This is a genomic window from Nonomuraea africana, from assembly GCF_014873535.1.
In the GTDB taxonomy this organism is placed as follows: Bacteria; Actinomycetota; Actinomycetes; order Streptosporangiales; family Streptosporangiaceae; genus Nonomuraea; species Nonomuraea africana.
Map to the genome: position 1 here is coordinate 7,213,747 of NZ_JADBEF010000001.1, position 20,749 is coordinate 7,234,495.

Sequence of the window (20,749 nt, forward strand, 5' to 3'; positions counted from 1 at the left end):
GAGAGCGCGGGGGTCAGGAGCGGGCGACGATGGCGGCGAGGCGGTCGAGGACCGGTTCGGCGGTGCCCGGCACCTTGTCGGCCATGAAGGCGAAGGTGACCAGCCGCCCGCCGCGCGTGGTGGCGAAGCCCGCGAGCGTGTTGACGTTGTTGAGCGTGCCCGTCTTGGCGCGGACGAGGCCGACCTCTCCCTTGCTGTCATCACGGGTGAACCTGCTGCCCAGCGTGCCGGTGAACCCCGCGATGGGCATGCCGGACAGGATCGGCCTGAGCGCCGGGTCCTTGCTGGCGATGGCCAGCACGCGGGCCATGCCGTCCGCGCTGACCCGGTTCCTGATCGACAGGCCGGAGGCGTCGGAGAGCATGACGCCCTTGGCCACGCCGATCCGCTTCAGCACCGCCGCGATGGCCCGCGAGCCGCCCTCGAAGGAGGCGGGCTGCCCCTCCTTGATCGCCACGTGCCGCGCCAGCGCCTCGGCGAGGTCGTTGTCGCTCATCGTCAGCGTGCGCTCGACCAGCGCGTAGACGGGTGCCGACTCGACCGTCGCCAGCGCGGGGGCGCCGGCCTGGGCCTTCGAGGGGCGCACGGTCTTGCCGACGCTGATGCCGTACTTGCCGAGGAGCCTGGCGAAGGCGGCGGCCGCGAAGGCGGAGGGATTGGCGACGCGCGGCGCCCTGGAGGAGGGGTGCCGGCGGCCCACGTCGATCGTCAGGGCGTGGACGGGAGCCACCTCGCCGTCGGGGATGTAGTTGGGCTTCCAGCCCAGGGCGCTGGTGGGGCCGGTGAAGAGAGTGGCGTCGTAGGAGAGCGTGACCTTGGTGACACCCGAAGATTTGAGCGCGGCGGCCGTGCGGGAGGCCAACTGCGCCATCGACGCCTGCTTCGGGTACGCGCCCGCCTTGGCGAAGGGGCCCGCGAGAGTCGGGTCGCCGCCGCCGACCAGGACGATCGAGCTCTTGTTCGCACCCTGCACCACCGAGGTCTTCAGGCGCGCGTCGGGGCCGAGGGAGGCCAGGGCGGCGACGCAGGTGACCACCTTCGTGGTGGAGGCGGGGACGATGCCCGCCGCGGGGTTGGCGGCGAAGATCTGCTGGCCGGTGGCGGCGTCGAGGACCACGGCGCCCACCCTGCCGCCGAGCGCTTCGTCCCCCAGGGCGTCCGTGAGCTGCGAGGTCAAAGTACCCTTAGTCGGGAGAGGTCCGTTCCCACCCGTGGCCAGCACTGGTCCCGAGGTGATCACCGGAACGGGAGAAGGCTCCGCCGGCACGCTCGGTTGTGACTCTGGCCTCGTCAGCGCGCCCAGGCTGAAGTCGTTGGTGACGGCGTACGCGCCGGTCACGATCGTGACGGCCTGGAGCATGGCGAGCGTGGTCAACGTCACCCACCGCTCGCGCCGTACCACGTCGCCGACCTCTCTCTTAGTTCGCCTACGAGACATTAACGCCCATCCGGGGGTGCCCGGGGGATCGAGCGGAGGAACCGCGGTGGAGTTCGACGTTGTCGTTGAAATTCCGAAGGGACAACGGAACAAGTACGAAGTGGACCACGAGACCGGCAAGATCAGACTTGACCGGCTGCTGTTCACCTCCACGCAGTACCCCGCCGACTACGGGTTCATCGAGAACACCCTCGGTGAGGACGGCGACCCCCTCGACGCACTGGTGCTGCTGCAGGAGCCGACCTTCCCCGGCTGCTACATCACCTGCCGCGCCGTCGGCATGTTCCGCATGACGGACGAGAAGGGCGGCGACGACAAGGTCCTGTGCGTCCCCGCCACGGACCCGCGCATGGAGCACATCCGCGACATCCACCACGTCCCCGAGTTCGACCGGCTGGAGATCCAGCACTTCTTCGAGGTCTACAAGGACCTCGAGCCCGGCAAGTCGGTCGAGGGCGCCAACTGGGTGGGCAGGGTCGAGGCCGAGGCCGAGATCGTGCGCTCCTTCCAGCGGGCCAAGGACGAGGGCTACGGCGCCCACTGACGCCCGTCGCCGAGAGCCGCGGGGTCCACGGGTCCACGGCTCCCGGCGTCAACGGGGCCTGGTCGCGCCGACCAGGTCCCTGCGCCACATCGAGGCGACGCGGACGACGTCGCCAGTCTGCGGGGCGTGCACCATCAGGCCTCTGCCGATGTACATGCCCACGTGGTGGATGTCGCCGGGGTCGTCGGTGATCTTCCCGAAGAACAGCAGGTCCCCCCTGCGCAGCTGGTTGAGCGGGATGTGCGGGCCTGAAGTCCACTGGGTGCCCGTCCAGTGGTCGAGCCGCACCCCGACCTGCTCCCACGCCCGCATCGTGAGCCCCGAGCAGTCGTAGCTGGAGGGGCCGTCGGCCGCCCACACGTACGGCTTGCCGAGCTGCGACAGCGCCCAGTCGGCGGCGATGTCGCCCATCGTGGCGCTCGACCCGCCGGAGGCACCGAACCCGTGCCTGGTCAGCTGGGCGGCCGCCCGCTCCTCGCGTTCGAGCCTGGCACGTTCCAAAGCCGCTTCACGCTGCCTCGCCAGGCGCTGGGCCTCGCTCCGTGCCGCGTCCACTCTGCCCTGGAGCCGCTCCTTCTCCGCCTCGATCCGCCTTGCCTCGCCGGCCTGCCGGTCGAGCGCCTCCTGCGCAGCGGCCTTGGCCGCCTCTGCCTGCCTGAAGGCGTCCTGCTGCTCGAGGTAGGCCTCCTCGGCCTGCGCGCGGAGGACGTCCGCCACCTCCTGGGCGGAGCGCGCCTGCTTGAGCGTCTCGCCCTGCTCCTCGCCGATGGAGGCGAGCATGCCCGTCCTGTGCAGGTATCCGGCGATGCCGCCGTCGTCGCTGAACAGCCCGACCATGGGGTTGCTCAGGTCCATGCCGCCGTAGGACTGCGCCGCCAGCATGGAGACGGCCGCCCTCGTCTCCTCCACCTTGGCCTCGGCCGCCCGGAGCCGCTCCTGGGCCGTGGCGTGGTGGACCTTGGCCTGCTCCAGCCGTACACGCTGGCCGTTGTAGACCTCCACCTTCCGCTCGGCGTCGGCCGCCAGTTCCTCGAGGCGGGTCTGGGCGGTGGCCAGCTTGACGCTCGCCGCTCCGAGCGCCTTGGCCCGCTCCCGTACGGCGGCGCGCGCCTCGGCCACCTCGCCCGCGGAGGGGGCGGGCTCTGCGGCGGCGGGCGGGCACAGCGCCAGGACCAGGCAACAGGCCACCAACAGCCGTTGATGGACGGTGTGCATAGATTCCCCCTCCGCGCATGCGTCGTCACTCTATGCACACAGTTCCCATTGCTCACGCTGCGCACACATGTACCTCACGTACCGTCATCATCGCAGGCGAAGCAGGCGTTCTATCCAGGGACGAACGGACATGGCGGCAGGTATCGCCCCTCGGGGATAGGTGAAGACCGGGGTCTCACTCCCATACGCAGCGTGAAGTTCAGCGGCCTTGCACCAGTCGGCGGTGACGCGGGCGGCGGCCCACGCCGCGGCGATCGCTGGCCTCGACTCCGGGTAGCGGTCGTAGGTCTGGAAGAGGGTCATGGTGGCGTGCGCGGCCTGGTGACCGTCGCGCGGGTAGGCGCTGCCCGCGAGGTAGGGGGCGGTGACCCTGCCGCCGTAGGCCGTGCCGAGCACCCAGGTCCAGTCGGCGACGACCAGCGCCAGGACGGGGTCGGGCACGGCGGCCGCCGCGCCGTACATGCGCTCCTGGCGGGGGCCCGTCAGCCTGCGCCGGGTCCACAGCCATTCGAGGTCGGCGGGCGACTCGCCGCAGGCCAGCCACGAGAGCGTGGCCAGGGCGCGGGCGGTCAGCAGGCGGCACTCGTCGAGGACGTCGCGCAGCATGCGGGGGCCGGGATCGAGCCAGGTCGGCCAGTCGACCTCATGGATGCGGGGCACCAGGTCCGCCAGCTCCCCCTCGACTGGGAGGGGGCAGACCCGGTGCCCCTTCACGGTGAAGCGACTGCCCTACGCGTTCTCCCTCGCGCCCGACGGCTCGCCGGCCTGCTGCTCTTGTGCGGGGGTTTCCACGAGGACCGGCGGCTGCTCGGCCGCCGCGTCCGACGGCGTGGCGGCGCCACCCGACCCGTCCCCCGAGCCGCCGCCCGGAGTGGTGGAGCCGCCGTCGGAGCCCTGCTGGGGGTCCTTCGTCGGCGCCGGATCGGTGGGCGTGAAGGTGGGAGTGGGGTCGGGCTTGGGGGGATCGGTCGGGGTCACGGTGGGCGCGGGGGTCGGCGTCGGCTCCGGCCTGGTCGTCGGTGTGGAGGTGGGCGTCGAGGTCGCCGTCGGTCGCTTCGTCGGGCACGGCGACTTCGTGGGGCTGCCATGGTGGTCACGCGGCGGGTTCGGGCCTTGTGGCTCACCCGGCGACAGCGTCGGCGGCGGCTCGCCAGGCGCCGTCGGAGAAGGGGCGGGCCCCGTGCGCGTCGGCACCGGGACGACGGGCAGATCCCTGCGCGTGGGCACCACGTCGGGCGTCGTCACGGTCACCGGGGCGGTCGAGCGGTAGGCCCCGATCGGGTAGGTCGCCGAGCTGTCGAGGATGGGCTCCACCGTGATCGGCGTCTCGTGGGGATCGGGCAGCCACGGCAGTCTGATGCCCGGCGGCTCTCCGGTCGCGGGAAACGCCCCCGAGGCGATGCCCGTGAGTCCGTCGCCGTCGTCGCCGAAATAGCTGAAGATCATCCCGATGGCCGCGACGGTGGCCACCGCCGCCAGCGCGCCTGCCAGCGCCTGTGACCAGCGCCGCCCCCTGCCGTCTCCGGCCAGGGGAAACCCCGCGGCGTCGAGCGCCGCCGACCTGCGCGCCACATACCTCCTGTATGGCAGCAGCTCGGGATCGACGAAGCAGCTCATCACCCTGACCCTGAGCGTCTCGGGCAGCACCACGGTCGGCAGCAGCTCGAACACCTTCGCCGTCGACACCTGCCTGGACCGGTGCGGCGCGCAGGTCTCGCACCTGGGCAGGTGGGCCACCACCTCCTCGCGCATCTCCGCGGTGAGCTCGCCCGCGAATCCGGTCAGGATGGCGACCCGCTGCGCGCAGTCGTAGGGCCCCTTCCTCGCCAGGACCTCGGCCGTGACCACGTCGCCGAGCCGCTCGCGCGCGCTCTCGTGCGCGGTTTCGACCTGGCGCGGCGTGACCCCGAGAACCGCCGCGACGTCGAAGGTGGACAGCTCGTGCCTGGCGGTCAGCTCCAGCAGCTCGCTCTCGGCGGCCGTGAGGGCGCGGACGGCGTTCCACGCCATGACCCGCAGCTCCGCGTCGGCGGGATCGGCCACCGGAGGAACCGCGACCATTGTCTCCGTCGCGTCGTCCGTCACGTCGGCCGACTGCCGCCGCAGGCACTCCTGCCGGGCCAGCGCGTAGAGCCACCCTCGCAGTCGGTCAGGGTCGGCCAGCGCGCCGACGTGCGCCTCGGCCGCGATCAGCGTGTCGCGCAGGGCGACCTGGGCACTGTCGGGGCTGTTGAGGATGGACCAGCAGTATCGGTAGATGCCCTCGGCGTGCGAGTCGTAGAGCGCTGCGAGGGCACCCGGGTCGCGGGAAAGGAGAGCTTCGACCAGGACGCGGTCATTCATGTGACCGAAGGTAATGGATTGGTAACTAGTAGTTCTACCGATTCATTCTTGCTCGCAGAGAAAAGGGCCGCACCGCATGCCAACAATGACCGATTTATCGTCTTATCGGAGCACGAGAGAGCCGCCGACGTCGGTCTTTCCCCCGGCGACGGCGGCCCCAAGCTGCTCCGGAGCCAGGATCCCGGAATGCGCCCGGAGAGTCCGGATATTTCGCTAATTAACGTTGGATAACGCTCGGTCAGGGCTTGTTCTCGGCGGTGACGGCGTACCGGCCCCTGTCCTTGGCGAAAGGCGGGGTGCTCGGCTTGACCGTGTGGACGGGTACCGCTCCCCCCACCGCCAGCTCCTCGTAAGGACGGCCCGTCGACCCCCAGGTCCGCGCCACCACCTCGGTCCTGGCGACCTGCGTCGAGGCCGGCAGCCCTTCGACGGTGAGGATGAAGCGCGGCGTCTTGCCCGCCCGCACGTCGTCCACGAACGTGCTGGCGCCGCCCAGCAGCTTGCCCGACCTGTCGCGCAGCAGCGCGCTGACCGTCAGGCTGCTAGCGGGCAGCACGTAGGGGTTGCCGACGTCGCCGGTGACCAGGTAGGTGCCGTCCTTCTGCTTGATGGTCTGCACCCGCGAGACGGGGAACTTACGGAGCGACGAGGGGATGCGTGCCACCTGCCGCCACTGCGCGGACCTGTGGGTGATCGTCACCCTCTCCGGCTTGGCCCCGGTGACGGCCTGCCCGGTGAACGCCAGCGTCCCCGAGGGGGGCACCGCGTCGAGCGGCTGGTCCATGCGGAGCACCTCGGCGCCCTTGGCGTCGATGCCGACGATCGTGGCCACGACGTTCTCTCCGAAGTGCCACGGGTTGCTGTTGCCGAGCACACCCGCCCAGCTCACGACGTACCCGCCGTCGCCCTTGGCGACCGAGGAGGCCTGCTCCTTGAGCGCGAGCGGCTGCATCTGCTGCGTGGAGGGCTCCTCGGCGGTGGAGGAGCAACCCGCCACGAGGATCAGGGCAAGGGCGGCGAACATACGGCTACGCGGGATCACTTTGCCGTGATAGCCCGTCAGAGAGGTACAGCAGGCAGGGACACGCGCCTGCCGTACCAAGTCTTTAACGCCGGCGTGCGACGCGGGCCTCGTCCCAGACGGGTTCGGGCGATTCGTACACTTTTCCATCCGCGCCGAACACCAGGAAGCGGTCGAAGTCGGCGGCGAACCATCTGTCGTGGGTGACCGCGACCACGGTGCCGTCGAAGGCGTTCAGACCGTCCTGGAGCGCCTCGGCGCTGGCCAGGTCGAGGTTGTCGGTCGGCTCGTCGAGCAGCAGCAGCGTCGCGCCGGACAGCTCCAGCAGCAGGATCTGCAGGCGCGCCTGCTGCCCGCCCGACAGCGTCTCGAAGCGCTGGTCGGCGACCAGCCCCGCCAGCTCGTAGCGGGCCAGGATCTTCATGGCCTCGTTCTTGAGCCTGGCGTGCTCGGTCATGACGATCTCGCACGGCGTGCGCGCGTGCAGTTCGGGGCGGGCGTGGGTCTGCGCGAAGTGACCCGGCACGACGCGCGCGCCGAGCCTGGCGACGCCGGTGTGGCTGACCGGCTCCTCGGCGAGCAGGCGCAGGAAGTGGGACTTCCCCGAACCGTTCGAGCCGAGGACGGCGACCCGCTCGCCGTACCAGATCTCGAGATCGAAGGGCTTCATCAGCCCGGTGAGCTCCAGCTCCTCGCAGATGACGGCGCGCTTGCCCGTGCGACCGCCCCTGAGCCGCATGCTGATCCGCTGGTCGCTCGGCGCCACCTCGGGCGGGCCCGCCTCCTCGAACTTGCGCAGGCGCGTCTGCGCGGCGTGGTAGGCGGCGGCCATGCCGTCGTTGTACCTCGCCTTGTTCTTGAGCATGTTGACCAGCGCCTTGAGCTTGGCGTGCTCTTCGTCCCATCGCCTGCGCAGCTCGTCGAGGCGCGCGTTGCGGGCTCGGCGCGCCTCGGCGTACGTGGTGAACCCGCCGCCGTGGATCCAGATGCCGCCCGACTCGACGGTGACGATGCGGTCGGCGGCGTTGGCCAGCAGCTGGCGGTCGTGGCTGACGAGCAGGACCGTCTTGGGAGTCTCCCTCAGTTGCTGCTCCAGCCAGATCTTGCCGGGCACGTCGAGGTAGTTGTCGGGCTCGTCGAGCAGCAGTGTCTGGTCGGGACCGCGCAGCAGCGCCTCCAGGACCAGGCGCTTCTGCTCCCCGCCCGACAGCGTGGACGTCTCCCGGTACTTCACCCTGTCGTACGGCACGCCGAGCGCCGCGATCGTGCAGGTGTCCCAGAGCACCTCGATGTCGTAACCGCCCGCGTCGCTGTAGTCGGTGATCGCCTGGGCGTAGCGCATCTGGGTCTTCTCGTCGTCGCGCTCCATCATGGCCAGCTCGGCCTCGCCGAGCTTGTCGGCGGCCTGCCGTACGGCTGGAGGGGCGACGCTGAGCAGCAGGTCGTGCACGGTGCTGTCGTCTCGGACGCTGCCGATGAACTGGCGCATCACGCCCAGGCCTCCGGAGCTGGCCACGCTGCCCTCGACCGGCTGGAGGTCGCCGGCGACCAGGCGCATCAGCGTGGTCTTGCCCGCGCCGTTCGGCCCGACGAGCGCGGCCTTGACCCCCTCGCCGATGCGGAAGGACACGTCGTTGAGCAGCGGCCTGCCGTCAGGCAGGACGTAGGTGAGGTGCCCGACCTCGACGTGTCCCATGACGTTTCCCTCCCTGTGGCCCTCGCGCAGGCTATCCGGCTATGTCAGGGCCCGGCATCTGGATTTCGCTGTCGGACCGAGCTGCTCCTACGAGGGACCGCCGTCTCCGGAACCGCCATGATCACTGGCAAGATCACGCAATGGCCCGATGCCTGCGACAGAGGGGTACCGCGCCCTGCGCGCAAGGGCCGGGCTGCTCGATGCGAGGCGACGCCCGAACCGCCGACCACGTAGCGGCTGGGGGCATTGAGCGGAATATCTTGATCAATGTAAAATATGATAGCGATATAAGCGGTGGGCGGAAAAGAAACTGTTCATCGTCCCACCGATGCCCAGGGGCTTTCCGAAGGCCTGACCCTTCCTTAGCGGGATCTGGATCGACACTCACAGGCCGGAAATCTAGCGTGTTCAAGGATCGGTACTGGTAACTCGGTCAGATTAACCAACCATTTCGGAAAGGGGTTAATCATGGTCAGAAACCTGTTCACCGCCGGCGTCATAGTGGCTTCGGCATTCGTCGCCCCGGTCACCATGACCGCCACACCTCTCCTCGCGCCGGCCAGCGCCGCAACATCGTCGCCGACGAGCACTGCCGAGAAGGCCGACTGGCACAGGGGGCCCACGTTCGGCAGTCGATCGGCATGCCGGTCATACGGGGAAGACCAGCGCTGGAACCGGTGGGAGTGCCGTCAGCACAACGGTTCCTGGACCTACTGGTACTGGAACTAGAGACCACCGACCCCGGTTTCCAGTAGCGCCGCGCAAGGTAACCGCCGAACACCGGCTACTCGGCGGTGCCCGCCGTACGCCGTTTCGTCACCTAGGTAGCGCGTCAACGCCTCAGGGCTCAAGGCGGACGTGGTCACCGGTCTGGGCGCCTCCCCTCCTCTCCCAGGCGGCCTACCGGTTTCCAGGGGGCGGGCATGCGAGAATTCGCCGCCAGGAGCACCGACGGGACGGCGGGGTGGGCATGAACGGACTCGAACCCACGGCGGACGTGTCGGTGGGCGACTGGATAGCCGAAGGGCTGGGCGGGCCGCTCGGCACGGTCGGCTCGGTGGTGCCACGCGGCTTCGCGGCCTATGCCCGCATCCTGCACCCGGTGGAGTTCGACGACGACGAGAGGCCGCCGGTGACGTGGGCGGAGGTCTGCATGCTCACGGGGCGCGTCCCGCACGCCCTGATGCAGTGGGCCGCCGTCGTCACCCCGGCGGCGGGGGCGGCGGTCGTGGCGGGACCGTCAGGGATATGGGAGGACGGGGACGTGCGGGTCGGCGATCTGGCTCCTGCCGCGCTCGGCGCGCTGATCGACGTCCTGGAGCCCGCAACCGGCGAGCAGGACTGCTTCCACGCCCTGTGGGAGGGCTGGGGCTGGGTGGACGGCAGCGGCGTGGCGATCTTCAGCGTCAGTGACGACGGCCGCGTCGAGCGGGGTCCCGCGCCGGAGCCGGGCGTGCCCGCCGAGGTGTGGGCGCTACCCCGCCTGCGCCTTCCGGACCGCGACTACCTGCTCTTCCGCGGGCCGTTGCGGGCGGCGCTCGACATGGGCTGGCAGGGGTCGCCGCTCGGGTTCGAGCCGCAGTCGCCCAGCCTGCTGTGGCCCGCCGACCGCTCGTGGTGCGTCGGCACGGAGATCGACTTCGACTCCACCCTCGTCGGCGGGTCCGCCGACCTCATCGCCGCCGTGCTGGCCGCACCCGATCTCGAGGCGTGGCCCGTCGAACCCGACGACGACCTCAGCGCATCGGGCGACCTGATCAACCCCGCACCCGCGGTGGACGGCTGACGCAGGAGCACTCAGGGGGCGAAGTAGACCATCACGAGCGCCACCATCGGCGGCGGTGCCCTCGCGGGATGGCCGGACGCCAATGGGCGAGCAGCAGGGCCACCCCCGCGACCACGTACGGCACCGCCTGCGCAGAGGGCCAACGAGCGGCGGCGAGGACGGCCAGCAGGGGAACGGCCAGGAGGGCCACGAGGCGACGGCCGGTGAGGTGGGCGGCGGTCACGGCGACCGCGACGAGCACCGCCCAGAGGAACCCGGGGTCGAACACGAAGGCCGGGTCCCGATAGCCGGCCCCCAGAAAGCGGCCGGCGTCGCGCTCCCACGCCCAGGAGAGTGCGTGGACCAGGCGTTCCAGCTGTTCCCACGCTGTGGCGGCAACCGCGACCGCCCAGGCGAGGCCGGTGAACAGCGCGGGCCGCTCCCCACGGAAGCCGCGCCGCCACACCAGCGCCAGGACGACGAGTGCCGTCACGTGGCAGGCGATGGCGAACCAGGTCCCGTCGCCGGTCACCAGCGTCTCCACCGCGAGCGCCACACAGGTCGCCGCCACACCCACGGGCCCCAGCAATCGGGGCGCCCACAGCGCCAGCCCACACAGGACGAACGGCAGCCACGGCACGTCCGGAAGCGGCGCCGGGGCGTACGCGAACCAGCCGAAGCTCGCGGCCGGAGGAAAGGCGTCCACCAGCGACGGGAGAGCGGACAGCAGGATCGCGATCAGAGGCATGCCCGCATTCCACCAGAAAGTCCTGGACAGCAAGTGATCTGATGACTAGAACTATTAACAGATCCCCCAGCCGATAAGGGGCTGCGATGCGGCGTCTTCTGCTTTCCCTCGTCCTCGTCCTCGTCTCCCTGGCCGCTCCACCGGCCGTGGCGGCGGCGACCACCACCTGCGATCTGCCCACCTTCCGCGCCACCACCACCGATGCCAGGCTGACCGCCCTGTTCACCGCCCAGGGCAACGACAACAGCCGCACCGACGACTGGACCGGCGCCGACGGCACCTACTCGGTGCGGCTCCCCGGCGGCAAGGAGCTGTGGATCTTCTCCGACACCTTCCTCGGCCAGGTCAACCCCGACGGCTCACGCCCGCCGGTCAGGGAGGAGGGCGGCACCACCGTCTTCCTCAACAACACCTTCGCCGTGGAGAGGGACGGCAGGCTGTCCACGATCTACGGCGGCACGTCCGAGGAGCCCAAGGCCGTGATGCCGCCGCGGGACAAGGACCACTGGTACTGGGCGGGCGACGCGACCCTCGCGGGCGGCGTGGTCGAGGTGACCTACCAGGAGTACGAGCGGTACGGCCCCGGCGCGTGGGACTGGCGCTGGCACCGCAACGTGGTCGCCCGCTTCGCCCCCGGACGGCTTGACCGGCCGATCAGCGTCCACGACCTGCCCTCGGGGCACAAGGTTGCGTGGGCCTCGGGCATCCACAGGGACGGCCGCCACACCTACGTCTACGGCGTGGAGGACCTCGGCGCGACCAAGTACATGCACCTGGCCAGGGTGCGCGGCGCCAGCCTGCTCGGCAGCTGGGAGTACCTGAAGGCCGACGGCACCTGGTCGGCGAACGAGGCCGACTCCGCGCGGGTGATGGACGGCGTGGCCAACGAATACTCGGTCAGCCGGGTCAAGGGCGGCTACGTCCTGATCACGCATGACACGACCGAGATCCTGAGCGCCAAGATCGTCGCCTACACGAGCTGCACGCCGTACGGACCGTTCACGAACAAGACCACCGTCTACACGACCCCGGAGACCGGCGGGAACATCTTCACCTACAACGCCCACGCGCATCCCGGGATCGCCGGGCCGGGGCTGGTGGTCTCCTACAACGTCAACAGCTTCGTCAACACCGACCACTACCGCGACGTGACGATCTACCGCCCGCGCTTCCTCGACCTGGTCTTCGAGTAGAAGAGTGAGGCGCAACTGGGCCGCCAGGCTGCGGGAGATCACGATCGAGGGCATGCGCGCGCTCGTGCTGGAGAACGAGCACCTGCGCGTGACCGTGCTGGCCGACAAGGGCGGCGACGTCGTGGAGTTCCTGCACAAGCCGTCCGACACCGATCTGGTGTGGCTCTCGCCCCAGGGGCTGCGCCGGCCGCTGCCCCCGCAGGCGGCCGACGACGTGGGCGCCTTCGTCGACCACTACGAGGGCGGCTGGCAGGAGGTCTTCCCGAACGGCGGCGCGCCCAGCGTCTACCGGGGCGCGCGGCTGGCCCAGCACGGGGAGGTCGCGGGGCTGCCGTGGTCGGTCGAGGTGCTGACCGACTCGGCCCGCGAGGTGGCGGTACGGCTGGCGGTGCGCACGCGGCGCCTGCCGTACCGGGTGGAGAAGACGTTCAGGCTCGCCTCGGGCACGGCCGCGCTGGAGGTCGAGGGGCGGGTCACGAACGAGGGTGCGGTGGCGCTGCACGCGATGTGGGGCCACCACCTCGCCTACGGCCGGCCGTTCCTGCGGCCGGGGGCGCGCATCAGGGTGCCCGAGGGGGTGACCGTGATCCCGCACGCCACGTCCATCGATCCGCAGGGACGGCGGGCCGCCGAGCTGTTCACGGTGCCGCCGCCCGGCTCGCCGAGCGACATCGTCTACCTGACCGGCTTCGACAAGGGCTGGTACGAGGTGGAGTCGCAGGTCGGGCTGCGCGTGGACTGGGACGCCACGGTCATGCCCTACTTGTGGCTGTGGCAGGAGCTCGGCGCCTCGACGGACTGGCCGTGGTGGGGCAGGGCGTACGTGGTGGGGCTCGAGCCGTTCTCCAGCATGCCCACCGACGGGCTGGCGGCGGCCGTGGACAACGGGACGGCGATGCTCCTCGGCCCCGCCCAGTCGAGGACGTCGCGACTGCGCGTGGAGGTGATCGGGTGAGCGAGTTCGAGGGCAAGGTGGCCCTGGTGACCGGCGGATCGCTGGGCATCGGGAAGGCGGTCGTCGAGCGGCTGGCCGCGGGCGGCGCGTCCGTGGTCTCCTGCGGTCGTGAAGCGGGGGACGGCAGCGCTCCCGGGGTCACCCAGGTGGCCGACGTGCGCGACGAGGGCCGGATGCGCGAGCTGGTCGACCTCGCCGAGCGCACGTACGGCGGGCTCGACATCGTGGTGACCTGCGCAGGCGTGCAGCGCTACGGCACGGTCGAGGACACGCCCGCCGAGGTGTGGGACGAGGTGCTCGACATCAACCTCAAGGGCGTCTTCCTGACCTGCAAGGCGGCCGTGCCCGCGCTGCGCAGGCGCGGCGGCGGGTCGATCGTGGTCATGTCGTCCGTGCAGGCCTTCGCCTCGCAGACGCAGGTGGCCGCCTACACCGCGAGTAAGGCCGCGCTGAACGGCCTGACCAGGGCGATGGCCCTCGACCACGCCCCCGACGGGATCAGGGTGAACGTGGTCTGCCCCGGCTCGGTGGACACCCCGATGCTGCGGTGGGCGGCCGACCTGTGGCGCGGGCCGCTGTCGCAGGAGGAGCAGGTCGCGCAGTGGGGCCGCACGCATCCGCTCGGGAGGGTGGCGCGGCCCGAGGAGGTCGCCGAACTGGTCGCCTTCCTCGCCGGGCCGCGCTCGTCGTTCATCACGGGGGCCGAGCACCGGGTGGACGGCGGCCTGCTCGCCCGCAACCCCGCCGCCCTGCCCGACTAGCTCACGGCGCCGCGTAGGGGTCGGCGAAGCGCTCATTCGGCACCTGGGCGTACCAGCCGGGCCGCCCTGGGTCGCGGTCGTAGGGGTAGCCGCCGAGCTCCTTGTAGAGCTCGGCGTAGCGGGCCAGCCGCTCCCTGTCCAGCCGCACCCCGAGCCCCGGCCCCTCCGGTATTGCGATGCGCCCGTCGCGGTAGGCCAGCTTGCCGCCCACGATCACGTCGTCGCGCAGCTGGTGGTAGTGGGCGTCGGCGGCGTAGGTGAGGTTGGGCAGCACGGCCCCCAGGTGCAGCATGGTCGCCAGCTGGATCCCCAGCTCGCCGGAGGAGTGCACCGCCACCCCTAGCTGGAAGGTCTCGCACACCCCCGCCGCCTTGAGGCAGGGCCTGATGCCGCCCCAGAACGTCGTGTCGAGCAGCACGACGTCCGCGGCGCGGCGCAGCACGTTGGAGGCGAGCTGCTCGAAGTTCACGACGACGGTGTTCGTCGCCACCGGCACCCTGACCTGCTCGCGGACCAGCCGCAGACCCTCGAGACCGAAGACGGGGTCCTCGAGGTAGTCGTTGTCCAGCCCCTCGATCGCGCGGCCGAAGCGCAGCCCCTCGGCCATGGACAGCACCGCGTTCGGGTCGTAGCGCAGCCGGTCGCCGGGGAAGGCGGCGGCCAGCGCCCGGTAGCACTCCAGCTCGTAGTCGGGAGGGAACACCCCGCCCTTCAGCTTGTGGACGGTGAACCCGTGCGCCCGCTTCAGCTCCCTGGCGTGCTCGACGAGCTGGTCGGGGGTGCGCACCTCGGCGAAGCCCTCGCCCTCGTACCGGAAGAAGAGGTAGGAGGCGAACGGCACCTCCGCGCGGAGCGTGCCGCCCAGCAGGTCGTGGACGGGCACGTCGAGGTGCTGGCCCATGAGGTCGAGGCAGGCGAACTCCAGAGCGGCCAGCAGCTGGGTGCGGTTGTTGTAGAGCGACGCCGTCGGATTGGCGATCTTGAAGCGCAGCGCCTCCAGCTGGAAGGGGTCGTGCCCCGCCAGGTACGGCAGGAGCGCGCGGAAGGCCGCCTCCGCGCTCTCTCCCCCGCCGCCCATCTCGCCGAGCCCGACCAGGCCGTTGTCGGCCTCGACCTCGACGATCGTCCTGACGAAGCGGCCCCAGTGGGCGCCGTTGCTGTGCCGCAGCGGCGCCTCGAGGGGAACGGCGACCGTCGTGGCCCGGATGTCAACGATCTTCACAGGTCCCCCAAACGGCGGCCACTCCGCAGGCGGGCAGCCGTACCCTGACCTTCTCCGCACTGACCTCGAGCGGCGTCCTTCCCCGCGCGAGCCCGGCGCTCACCTGCGCCGACCGCAGCCCGCGCAGGCCGACCTCGACCTCCACGGGCTCGTCGGCGAAGGACTGCAGCCTGACCACGACGCCCTCGTCGAAGCGGCCCAGCGAGGTGATCTGCACCTCGGGATGGTCCACGGTCGCGAAGACGCCCTCCTTCGCCGGAGGAGCGGTTCCCGTGGCGAGGACGCCGAGGAAGGGGTCGGTGAGACCCGCGGCCGCCAGCGCGCCCAGCGCCACGCCCTTCACCTCCGTCGAGGAGGTCACCGCGTAGCGGAAGGTCGTCTCGCCCTGCTGCTGCGTGGGGAAGTTGGTGTCCCAGATGTTGTTGAGCGCCCAGGAGTAGACCGTTCCCTGCTCCTCGTCCAGCGTGGCGGGGAAGGGCGCGTAGGGCATGTGGATGGTGCCGAGCTGCACCAGCGGCGCCTCCAGCGTCGCCCACGCGATGGACAGGGCCGGGTCGTCGAAGGTGATCCAGTGCCTGATCGGCAGCATGTAGGCGGCCGAGCCCGGCACCCTCGCGCCCCCTCCGACGCCGCCGGTCAGCTCCCACGCCGACGGTGGACCTTCGCTGGCGAAGGGGAAGGCCACGAAGACCGCCTCCTTGGCGGGCGTGCCCTGCTTGGCGAGCTGGTAGGTCAGGTCGAGCCTGGGCACGCCGGCGTGCAGCTCGATGGTCGTGCGTACCCAGTCCACGCCCTTGGCCTGCAGCTCCACGACCAGCTTCTCGCCGATCGCGGTGCGCTCCGCCTTGACGACCGCGGCGTGCCGGCCGATGGCCCGGTCGCCGAGGAGCGTTCTGTCGTGCGCGCCGACGTGGCCCGACATGTGGTTGAAGTGGGGGGCCGTGGCGTAGCGGTCGTAGACGTACTGCCCGAACCCGGCGGCGGCGTCGGCGTTGACCAGCTCCCTGCCCGCCACCTTGTCGAAGATCGAGCGGAGGTAGCCCTCGCGGATGTCGTAGCTCACCCGGTAGAACTCGTTCTCGATCGCCGCCTCGTCGATCTCCCGCGTCTCGACGGGCTCGCCCGGCTGGATCGACACGAACGCGTAGCCGTACCCGGGAAGATCCCTGACCACCGCGCTGACGTGCCGGCCGATCGGCCGCGTCGGCCAGTCGACGGGGTGCACGACCTCCTCGTGGTGCGCGATCCGCTCGCCCGTCCGCTCGTCCACCAGCGCGATCGGCTGCTCCAGCGGCACGATGTCGCGCGGCAGGAAGGCCCGCACCACGTCGGTGCGGGTCTGGGTGCCGGGGTTGACCACCACGAAGCCGGTGCCGCCGAACTGCCGCCCGAATCTGCGCATGCCCGCCTGCAACAGATCGGCCGAGTCGTCCTGCGCGTCGTAGGCGCCCGCCGACTTGCGCGTCCACTGCAGCCCGCCCGAGTCGCCGGCCTCCTCGGCGTCCTCCCACGGGTTGGCCGCGCCCCAGGTGTGCTCGTTGAACAGCGCCACCTTGTCGTAGGCCAGGTCGATCCGCTCGGTGGCGTCGGCGCCCGCCAGCGTGTGGAGCGTCTCGGCGGCCCGCAGCGCGCTCTGCGCCCGCCGTACGTAGCCCAGCGGGCGCGCCCCCGACCCGAGCCCGTCGGCCCACCAGTCGGTCCAGTCACCTTCGTGTACGGCGAGGCGGTCGTGGTAGCGCTCCTCGACGTGCGCGAAGAAGTCGCTGTTGATCGCCGAGCGCAGCCGGGGATAGGCCCACCTGGTGTTCCACTCGCGCACGATCGACGCCGGGACGATCGAGGGGCCCGCGTTGTCGGCGTGCGCTCCCTGCACGCGCAGGTGCAGGGCGTCGAGCTCGTAGGGGGCCCGGTCGGCGTCGGGCCCCTGCCAGCCGAACGTGCCGGGGCCGTACGGGTAGCCCTTCCCCGCGAGCGCGGACAGGTAGCGCGGCAGCAGGTCGTCGGCCAGCTCGAAGGAGTCGGCCAGGCCGACCGTGTTGCCCTCCATGTAGGCCATGCCGTGCGGGGTGTCGGTGAACCAGACCAGCAGCTCGTTGCCGCTGGGCGCGCGCCACCTGAAGGGCCGCGTCAGCTGGTCGCCGCCGTGCAGGTACGGCACGGACCGCCCCGCCCAGTTGTGCGCCGCCGCGAGGTAGCGCACCCCCGCCGCGTTCAGCGCGTCGACCAGGCCGACGACGGCGCCGGGCACGTCGGTGTGCATCGCCGAGCGGGTCGGCAGCTCCTGGGTGAAGCGCAGCTGGCGGTAGAGCTCCTCCGTCGAGCAGGCCTCGGTGTGCAACTGGAAGGGCAGCGCGGTCACCTCGATCAGCCCTTCGCGCACCCGCTCCTTGAACGCCTCCACCAGGTCGCGGGGCCGTACGGCCAGCCAGCGCAACGCCGGCATCGACGACTCCACCGTCCAGCGGAACCTCGCGTCGTCGGGCCAGTCGGCGCTCTCCTCCGTCAGCCGCAGCGCCGCGTCCAGATAGTCGAGATGGTGACGCAGCACGGTGCCCTGCGGGTCGGTGTAGCCGATGTCCAGATGGGAGTGGTGCACGACGAAGACGTCCCAGTGGCGCTGGGGCGTGACCGTGATCGTCGCCTCGCCGATCAGCCCCTCGCCGTCGCTCAGCCGCAGGGTGAAGTCGGTCGGCCGCGACACCTCGGGCACGAGCAGGGTCACGTCCGCGCCCTCGGCCCGATCGACGCCGACCAGCTCGTGTTCCATCCGGGCGGGCACCAGGCCGGTCACCGAGACCCTGACCGCCTGGCGCCCCTCGTGCGTGATCAGCGGCAGCACGGAGGCCCGCGCCTCCAGACCTCTGACGGAGATCACCGGGACGGAGGTGTCCTCGCGCAGCGCCTGCCGTATGCCGTCGTAGTCGGGGGAACCGAGGCTCGGCTGCAGCAGCCGACTGGTCATGACAGTCCTCCTAGGGCGAGTCCACGGGCGAACATCCGCTGGGTGGCCACGAACAGCACCACCGTGGGCAGTGACACGACCAGCCCCGCGGCGAGGCCGACGGGCACCGGGGTGCCCGCGTAGACGTCGGTCACCAGACCGGCCAGCGCGGTCATCACCGGCCGCACCTCGGCGGTCTGGGTCAGCGTCAGGCCGAAGAGCAGGTCGTTCCAGATGAAGGTGAAGTTGAGGATGAAGACGGCGGCCAGCGCGCTGGTGGCCAGCGGCAGGTAGACGCGCCAGAAGATGCGGAAGGTGGAGGCGCCGTCCATCCTGGCCGCCTCGAAGATCGAGAAGGCCACCCCGGTGAAGAAGTTGCGCAGCACGAAGGCCGACAGCGGCACGCTGATCGCGGTGTAGACGAGGATCATGCCGAACCTGGAGTCGTACAGCCCCGCGGCGCTGTACCCGACGAAGAGCGGGACCAGGAGCATCTGCGAGGGGAAGACGGTGCCGCCGAACAGCAGCATGAACCACCAGAACCCGTAGCGCAGGCGCAGCACCACGATCGTGTACCCGGCCATCGCGCCGATCAGCACGCCCAGAGCGGGCGAGACCAAGCTGTAGAGCGCGGTGCTGGCCAGGCTCTCCTGGAGGTTCGCCGACTCCCACGCCTGGGCGAAGTTCCTGAACAGCGCCAGGTCGGGCGAGGGGATCCAGGCCCTCGACGCGTCGTAACCGTCGGCCGGGCGCGCGGCGTTGACGAGCAGCAGGTAGGTGGGGCCGAGCCAGATCAGCCCGAGCACCACGAGAACGGCTCTCCTGATCACTTCCGCCCCCTCAGGTAGAGGTAGGAGGCGAGCCCCGTCACGACCGTGAGCAGCACCGCGACGGCCGAGCCGTAGCCGTACTCACTGGCCACGAAGGTGTCGCGGTACATGGTCACGGCCAGCGTCTCGGAGTTGCGTCCCGGGCCTCCCTGCGTCATCACCCAGACGATGTCGAAGCTCTTCAGGCTCGCCACCAGCGCCAGGCCCACCACGACCGCGGTGAGCGGCGCCATCAGCGGCCAGATGACGTGCCTGAACAGCCGCCATCCCGTCGCCCCGTCGAGCCGCGCCGCCTCGATCGGCTCCTTCGGGATCGACTGGAGCCCGACCGCGAACAGCAGCGTGTTGACGCCGAGCTGCTGCCACGTCCAGACCAGCAGCATCGCGATCGTGTTGTGCGGCGCCTCCTGCAGGAAGGCGGTGTCGACGCCGAGCAGCTTGTTGGCGATGCCGTCGTGCGACAGGATCGGGCTCCACACCAGGCCGAGCCCCGCCCCGCTGAGCGCGTACGGCAGCATGAACGGCACGCGGAACCACGCGCCGCCCCTGATGTCGTAGGACAGCACCGCCACCAGCAGGCCGAGCCCGACCGGCAGCACCATGGTGCCCGCGACCCAGATGAGCGTGTTGCGGATCGCGGTGAGCAGCGCCGGGTCGTCGAACAGCTTGGCGAAGTTGTCGAAGCCGACCCACTCGGGCGGGATCAGGCCGTCGTAGCGGGTGAGGCTGAGGTAGCCCGTCCACACGAAGGGCGCGTAGAGCAGCCCCGCCACCAGCAGCACCGACGGAGCCACGTACCCGGCGCGGAACCTGCCCAGCAGCGGGGCCGCCCTGCCTGTCACTGGTGCGTGCTCCAGTACTCGTCCGCCTTCTTCTGGATGTCCTCGAGGACCTGCCGGTAGCTCTCCGGTTTGGTGACGAACAGCCCGAACCCGTCGAGCGCGGCCGTCAGGATCGGCGGCGGCGTCGCCTCGAAGTAACGGTTGACCAGGCGGTACTTCCCGCTGCCCGCGTCCTTGGTGACCTGTCCGAGGACCTCGCTCTTGATGGTGACCTTGGGGTTGGCGCTGACGTCACCGCGGGCCGAGGCCCACTTCGCCTGCGCCTGCTCGGTCGTCCACCACTTGAGGTACTTCGTGCTCGCCGCGGGGTCGGGGGCCTTGGCCAGCGAGCACAGCGGGCCGCTCTCGAAGATCATCGAGGTCTTCGGGAGCGACGCGTTGACGTTGGGGATGACGAAGAAGCCGGCGTCGAGGTTGCGCTGGGTCATGCTCGTGTTGAACCAGGTGCCGAAGGAGACCATCGCCACCTTCTCGTTCTTCAGCGCGTCGGCGGGGTCGGTCTTGTCGCCCGGGTTGCTGAAGTATCCGGCGTCGATGAGCGACTTCCACTTCTCCATCACCTGGACGACACCGGGGTCGGTGTACTTCGCCTTGCCCGTCGACAGCCGGTCGTAGAGGTCGGGGTCGGTGCCCGCGAGGAGCTGCTCGAACCAGACGAAGGAGAACAGCACGGAGGTGTGGTAGAAGGCCTTGATGTTCGCCTTCTTCAGCGTTTCGGCGACCGTGATCAGCTCGTCCCAGGTCGTGGGCGGCTTCAGTCCGTGCGCGTCGAAGATCTTCTTGTTGTAGAACATCCCCCAGTAGGCGACGTTCAGCGGCACGCAGTATTGCTTGCCGTCCACGGTGTAGTAGGTGGCGACGTCCTGCGAGAGGTCGCCGTTCTTGATCGCCTCCTGCCAGATGGCGGTGGTCTCCGCGACCTGCTTCTGCCCGACGATCTCCTTCAGCTGGCCCCCCGTCTGCCAGGTGAACAGGTCGGGTTTCACGTCGGTGCGGAAGGAGGCCTTGATGAAGGCCTGGTAGGTGGGCTCGTCGGTGTAGCCGACCGGCTTCATGCCGAGGCCGATCTGCTGCTTGGACAGCGCGCCCATCTCGGTGAAGTACTTACTCCATGCGCCCTTGTCGTTGTAGAGGGTCAGCTCTGTCTTGGGCTGGCCCGTGGGAGTGCTTCCACACGCGGCCAGCAGGACTGATGCGGCAATCAGGATGGGGGTACGCCGGATCATGACCGGCCT

Annotated in this window: 18 protein-coding genes; 6 read left to right on the forward strand and 12 right to left on the reverse strand. The window is 70.4% G+C overall.

Annotated features, from left to right (window positions below; genetic code table 11):
* Positions 1 to 13: 13 nt before the first annotated feature.
* A complete protein-coding gene (gene dacB / locus H4W81_RS34290) occupies positions 14 to 1,438 on the reverse strand; it encodes a D-alanyl-D-alanine carboxypeptidase/D-alanyl-D-alanine endopeptidase (protein WP_225958933.1) in 1,425 nt (474 codons plus the stop codon).
* A gap of 46 nt (positions 1,439 to 1,484) precedes the next feature.
* Here dacB and H4W81_RS34295 point away from each other — a divergent pair, with 46 nt between their 5' ends.
* Positions 1,485 to 1,982: an inorganic diphosphatase gene (locus tag H4W81_RS34295; RefSeq protein WP_183660335.1), complete on the forward strand. Its 498-nt coding sequence runs from the start codon at positions 1,485 to 1,487 to the stop codon at positions 1,980 to 1,982.
* A 48-nt stretch (positions 1,983 to 2,030) separates the two neighbouring features.
* Here the strand turns inward: H4W81_RS34295 and H4W81_RS34300 are convergent, their stop codons facing one another.
* The 5 genes from H4W81_RS34300 to H4W81_RS34320 all read right to left on the reverse strand — a co-directional run bounded on the left by H4W81_RS34300 (position 2,031) and on the right by H4W81_RS34320 (position 8,257).
* Positions 2,031 to 3,197 (reverse strand): C40 family peptidase, encoded by a 1,167-nt coding sequence (locus H4W81_RS34300; RefSeq protein ID WP_192778591.1) that lies wholly within the window; start codon positions 3,195 to 3,197, stop codon positions 2,031 to 2,033.
* Between the two features lie 87 nt (positions 3,198 to 3,284).
* Positions 3,285 to 3,857 (reverse strand): hypothetical protein, encoded by a 573-nt coding sequence (locus H4W81_RS34305; RefSeq protein WP_192778592.1) that lies wholly within the window; start codon positions 3,855 to 3,857, stop codon positions 3,285 to 3,287.
* 69 nt (positions 3,858 to 3,926) lie between these two features.
* Positions 3,927 to 5,540 carry a sigma-70 family RNA polymerase sigma factor gene (locus tag H4W81_RS34310; protein ID WP_192778593.1) on the reverse strand — a complete coding sequence of 538 codons (1,614 nt, stop codon included), beginning with the start codon at positions 5,538 to 5,540 and terminating at the stop codon, positions 3,927 to 3,929.
* Positions 5,541 to 5,778: 238 nt separating this feature from the next.
* Entirely contained in the window at positions 5,779 to 6,582 is an 804-nt protein-coding gene (locus H4W81_RS34315) for a hypothetical protein (RefSeq protein WP_192778594.1), read from the reverse strand.
* A gap of 64 nt (positions 6,583 to 6,646) precedes the next feature.
* A complete protein-coding gene (locus H4W81_RS34320) occupies positions 6,647 to 8,257 on the reverse strand; it encodes an ABC-F family ATP-binding cassette domain-containing protein (protein WP_192778595.1) in 1,611 nt (536 codons plus the stop codon).
* A gap of 468 nt (positions 8,258 to 8,725) precedes the next feature.
* Between H4W81_RS34320 and H4W81_RS34325 the strand changes: the two genes are divergently transcribed.
* On the forward strand, positions 8,726 to 8,986 hold the full coding sequence (locus H4W81_RS34325) for a hypothetical protein (RefSeq protein WP_192778596.1): 261 nt from the start codon (positions 8,726 to 8,728) through the stop codon (positions 8,984 to 8,986).
* Positions 8,987 to 9,227: 241 nt separating this feature from the next.
* Positions 9,228 to 10,043, forward strand: a complete 816-nt coding sequence (locus H4W81_RS34330) for a hypothetical protein (RefSeq protein ID WP_192778597.1) — start codon at positions 9,228 to 9,230, stop codon at positions 10,041 to 10,043.
* A 31-nt stretch (positions 10,044 to 10,074) separates the two neighbouring features.
* Here the strand turns inward: H4W81_RS34330 and H4W81_RS34335 are convergent, their stop codons facing one another.
* Positions 10,075 to 10,770: a hypothetical protein gene (locus H4W81_RS34335; RefSeq protein WP_192778598.1), complete on the reverse strand. Its 696-nt coding sequence runs from the start codon at positions 10,768 to 10,770 to the stop codon at positions 10,075 to 10,077.
* Between the two features lie 86 nt (positions 10,771 to 10,856).
* Between H4W81_RS34335 and H4W81_RS34340 the strand changes: the two genes are divergently transcribed.
* The 3 genes from H4W81_RS34340 to H4W81_RS34350 are packed head-to-tail and all read left to right on the forward strand — an operon-like array spanning position 10,857 to position 13,679.
* Positions 10,857 to 11,963 (forward strand): DUF4185 domain-containing protein, encoded by a 1,107-nt coding sequence (locus H4W81_RS34340; RefSeq protein ID WP_192778599.1) that lies wholly within the window; start codon positions 10,857 to 10,859, stop codon positions 11,961 to 11,963.
* 4 nt (positions 11,964 to 11,967) lie between these two features.
* On the forward strand, positions 11,968 to 12,918 hold the full coding sequence (locus H4W81_RS34345; RefSeq protein WP_192778600.1) for a DUF4432 family protein: 951 nt from the start codon (positions 11,968 to 11,970) through the stop codon (positions 12,916 to 12,918).
* Positions 12,915 to 13,679: an SDR family NAD(P)-dependent oxidoreductase gene (locus H4W81_RS34350; RefSeq protein WP_192778601.1), complete on the forward strand. Its 765-nt coding sequence runs from the start codon at positions 12,915 to 12,917 to the stop codon at positions 13,677 to 13,679. The genes H4W81_RS34345 and H4W81_RS34350 overlap by 4 nt, the downstream gene beginning before the upstream one ends.
* A gap of 1 nt (position 13,680) precedes the next feature.
* Here H4W81_RS34350 and H4W81_RS34355 read toward each other — a convergent pair whose 3' ends face one another.
* From H4W81_RS34355 to H4W81_RS34375, 5 genes are read right to left on the reverse strand one after another with little or no spacing between them, the layout of a single operon-like run.
* Positions 13,681 to 14,901 carry an enolase C-terminal domain-like protein gene (locus H4W81_RS34355; protein WP_192778602.1) on the reverse strand — a complete coding sequence of 407 codons (1,221 nt, stop codon included), beginning with the start codon at positions 14,899 to 14,901 and terminating at the stop codon, positions 13,681 to 13,683.
* Positions 14,888 to 17,863 (reverse strand): glycoside hydrolase family 38 N-terminal domain-containing protein, encoded by a 2,976-nt coding sequence (locus tag H4W81_RS34360; RefSeq protein ID WP_192778603.1) that lies wholly within the window; start codon positions 17,861 to 17,863, stop codon positions 14,888 to 14,890. The genes H4W81_RS34355 and H4W81_RS34360 overlap by 14 nt, the downstream gene beginning before the upstream one ends.
* On the reverse strand, positions 17,860 to 18,672 hold the full coding sequence (locus H4W81_RS34365) for a carbohydrate ABC transporter permease (protein WP_192778604.1): 813 nt from the start codon (positions 18,670 to 18,672) through the stop codon (positions 17,860 to 17,862). Before H4W81_RS34365 ends, H4W81_RS34360 begins: the two co-directional genes overlap by 4 nt.
* The gene (locus tag H4W81_RS34370) at positions 18,669 to 19,514 is read right to left on the reverse strand and encodes a carbohydrate ABC transporter permease (protein WP_318782170.1); all 846 of its coding nucleotides are present in this window, start codon (positions 19,512 to 19,514) and stop codon (positions 18,669 to 18,671) included. Before H4W81_RS34370 ends, H4W81_RS34365 begins: the two co-directional genes overlap by 4 nt.
* Positions 19,511 to 20,740, reverse strand: coding sequence for an ABC transporter substrate-binding protein (locus tag H4W81_RS34375; protein WP_192778605.1), 1,230 nt, complete (start codon positions 20,738 to 20,740; stop codon positions 19,511 to 19,513). The genes H4W81_RS34370 and H4W81_RS34375 overlap by 4 nt, the downstream gene beginning before the upstream one ends.
* Positions 20,741 to 20,749: the final 9 nt, after the last annotated feature.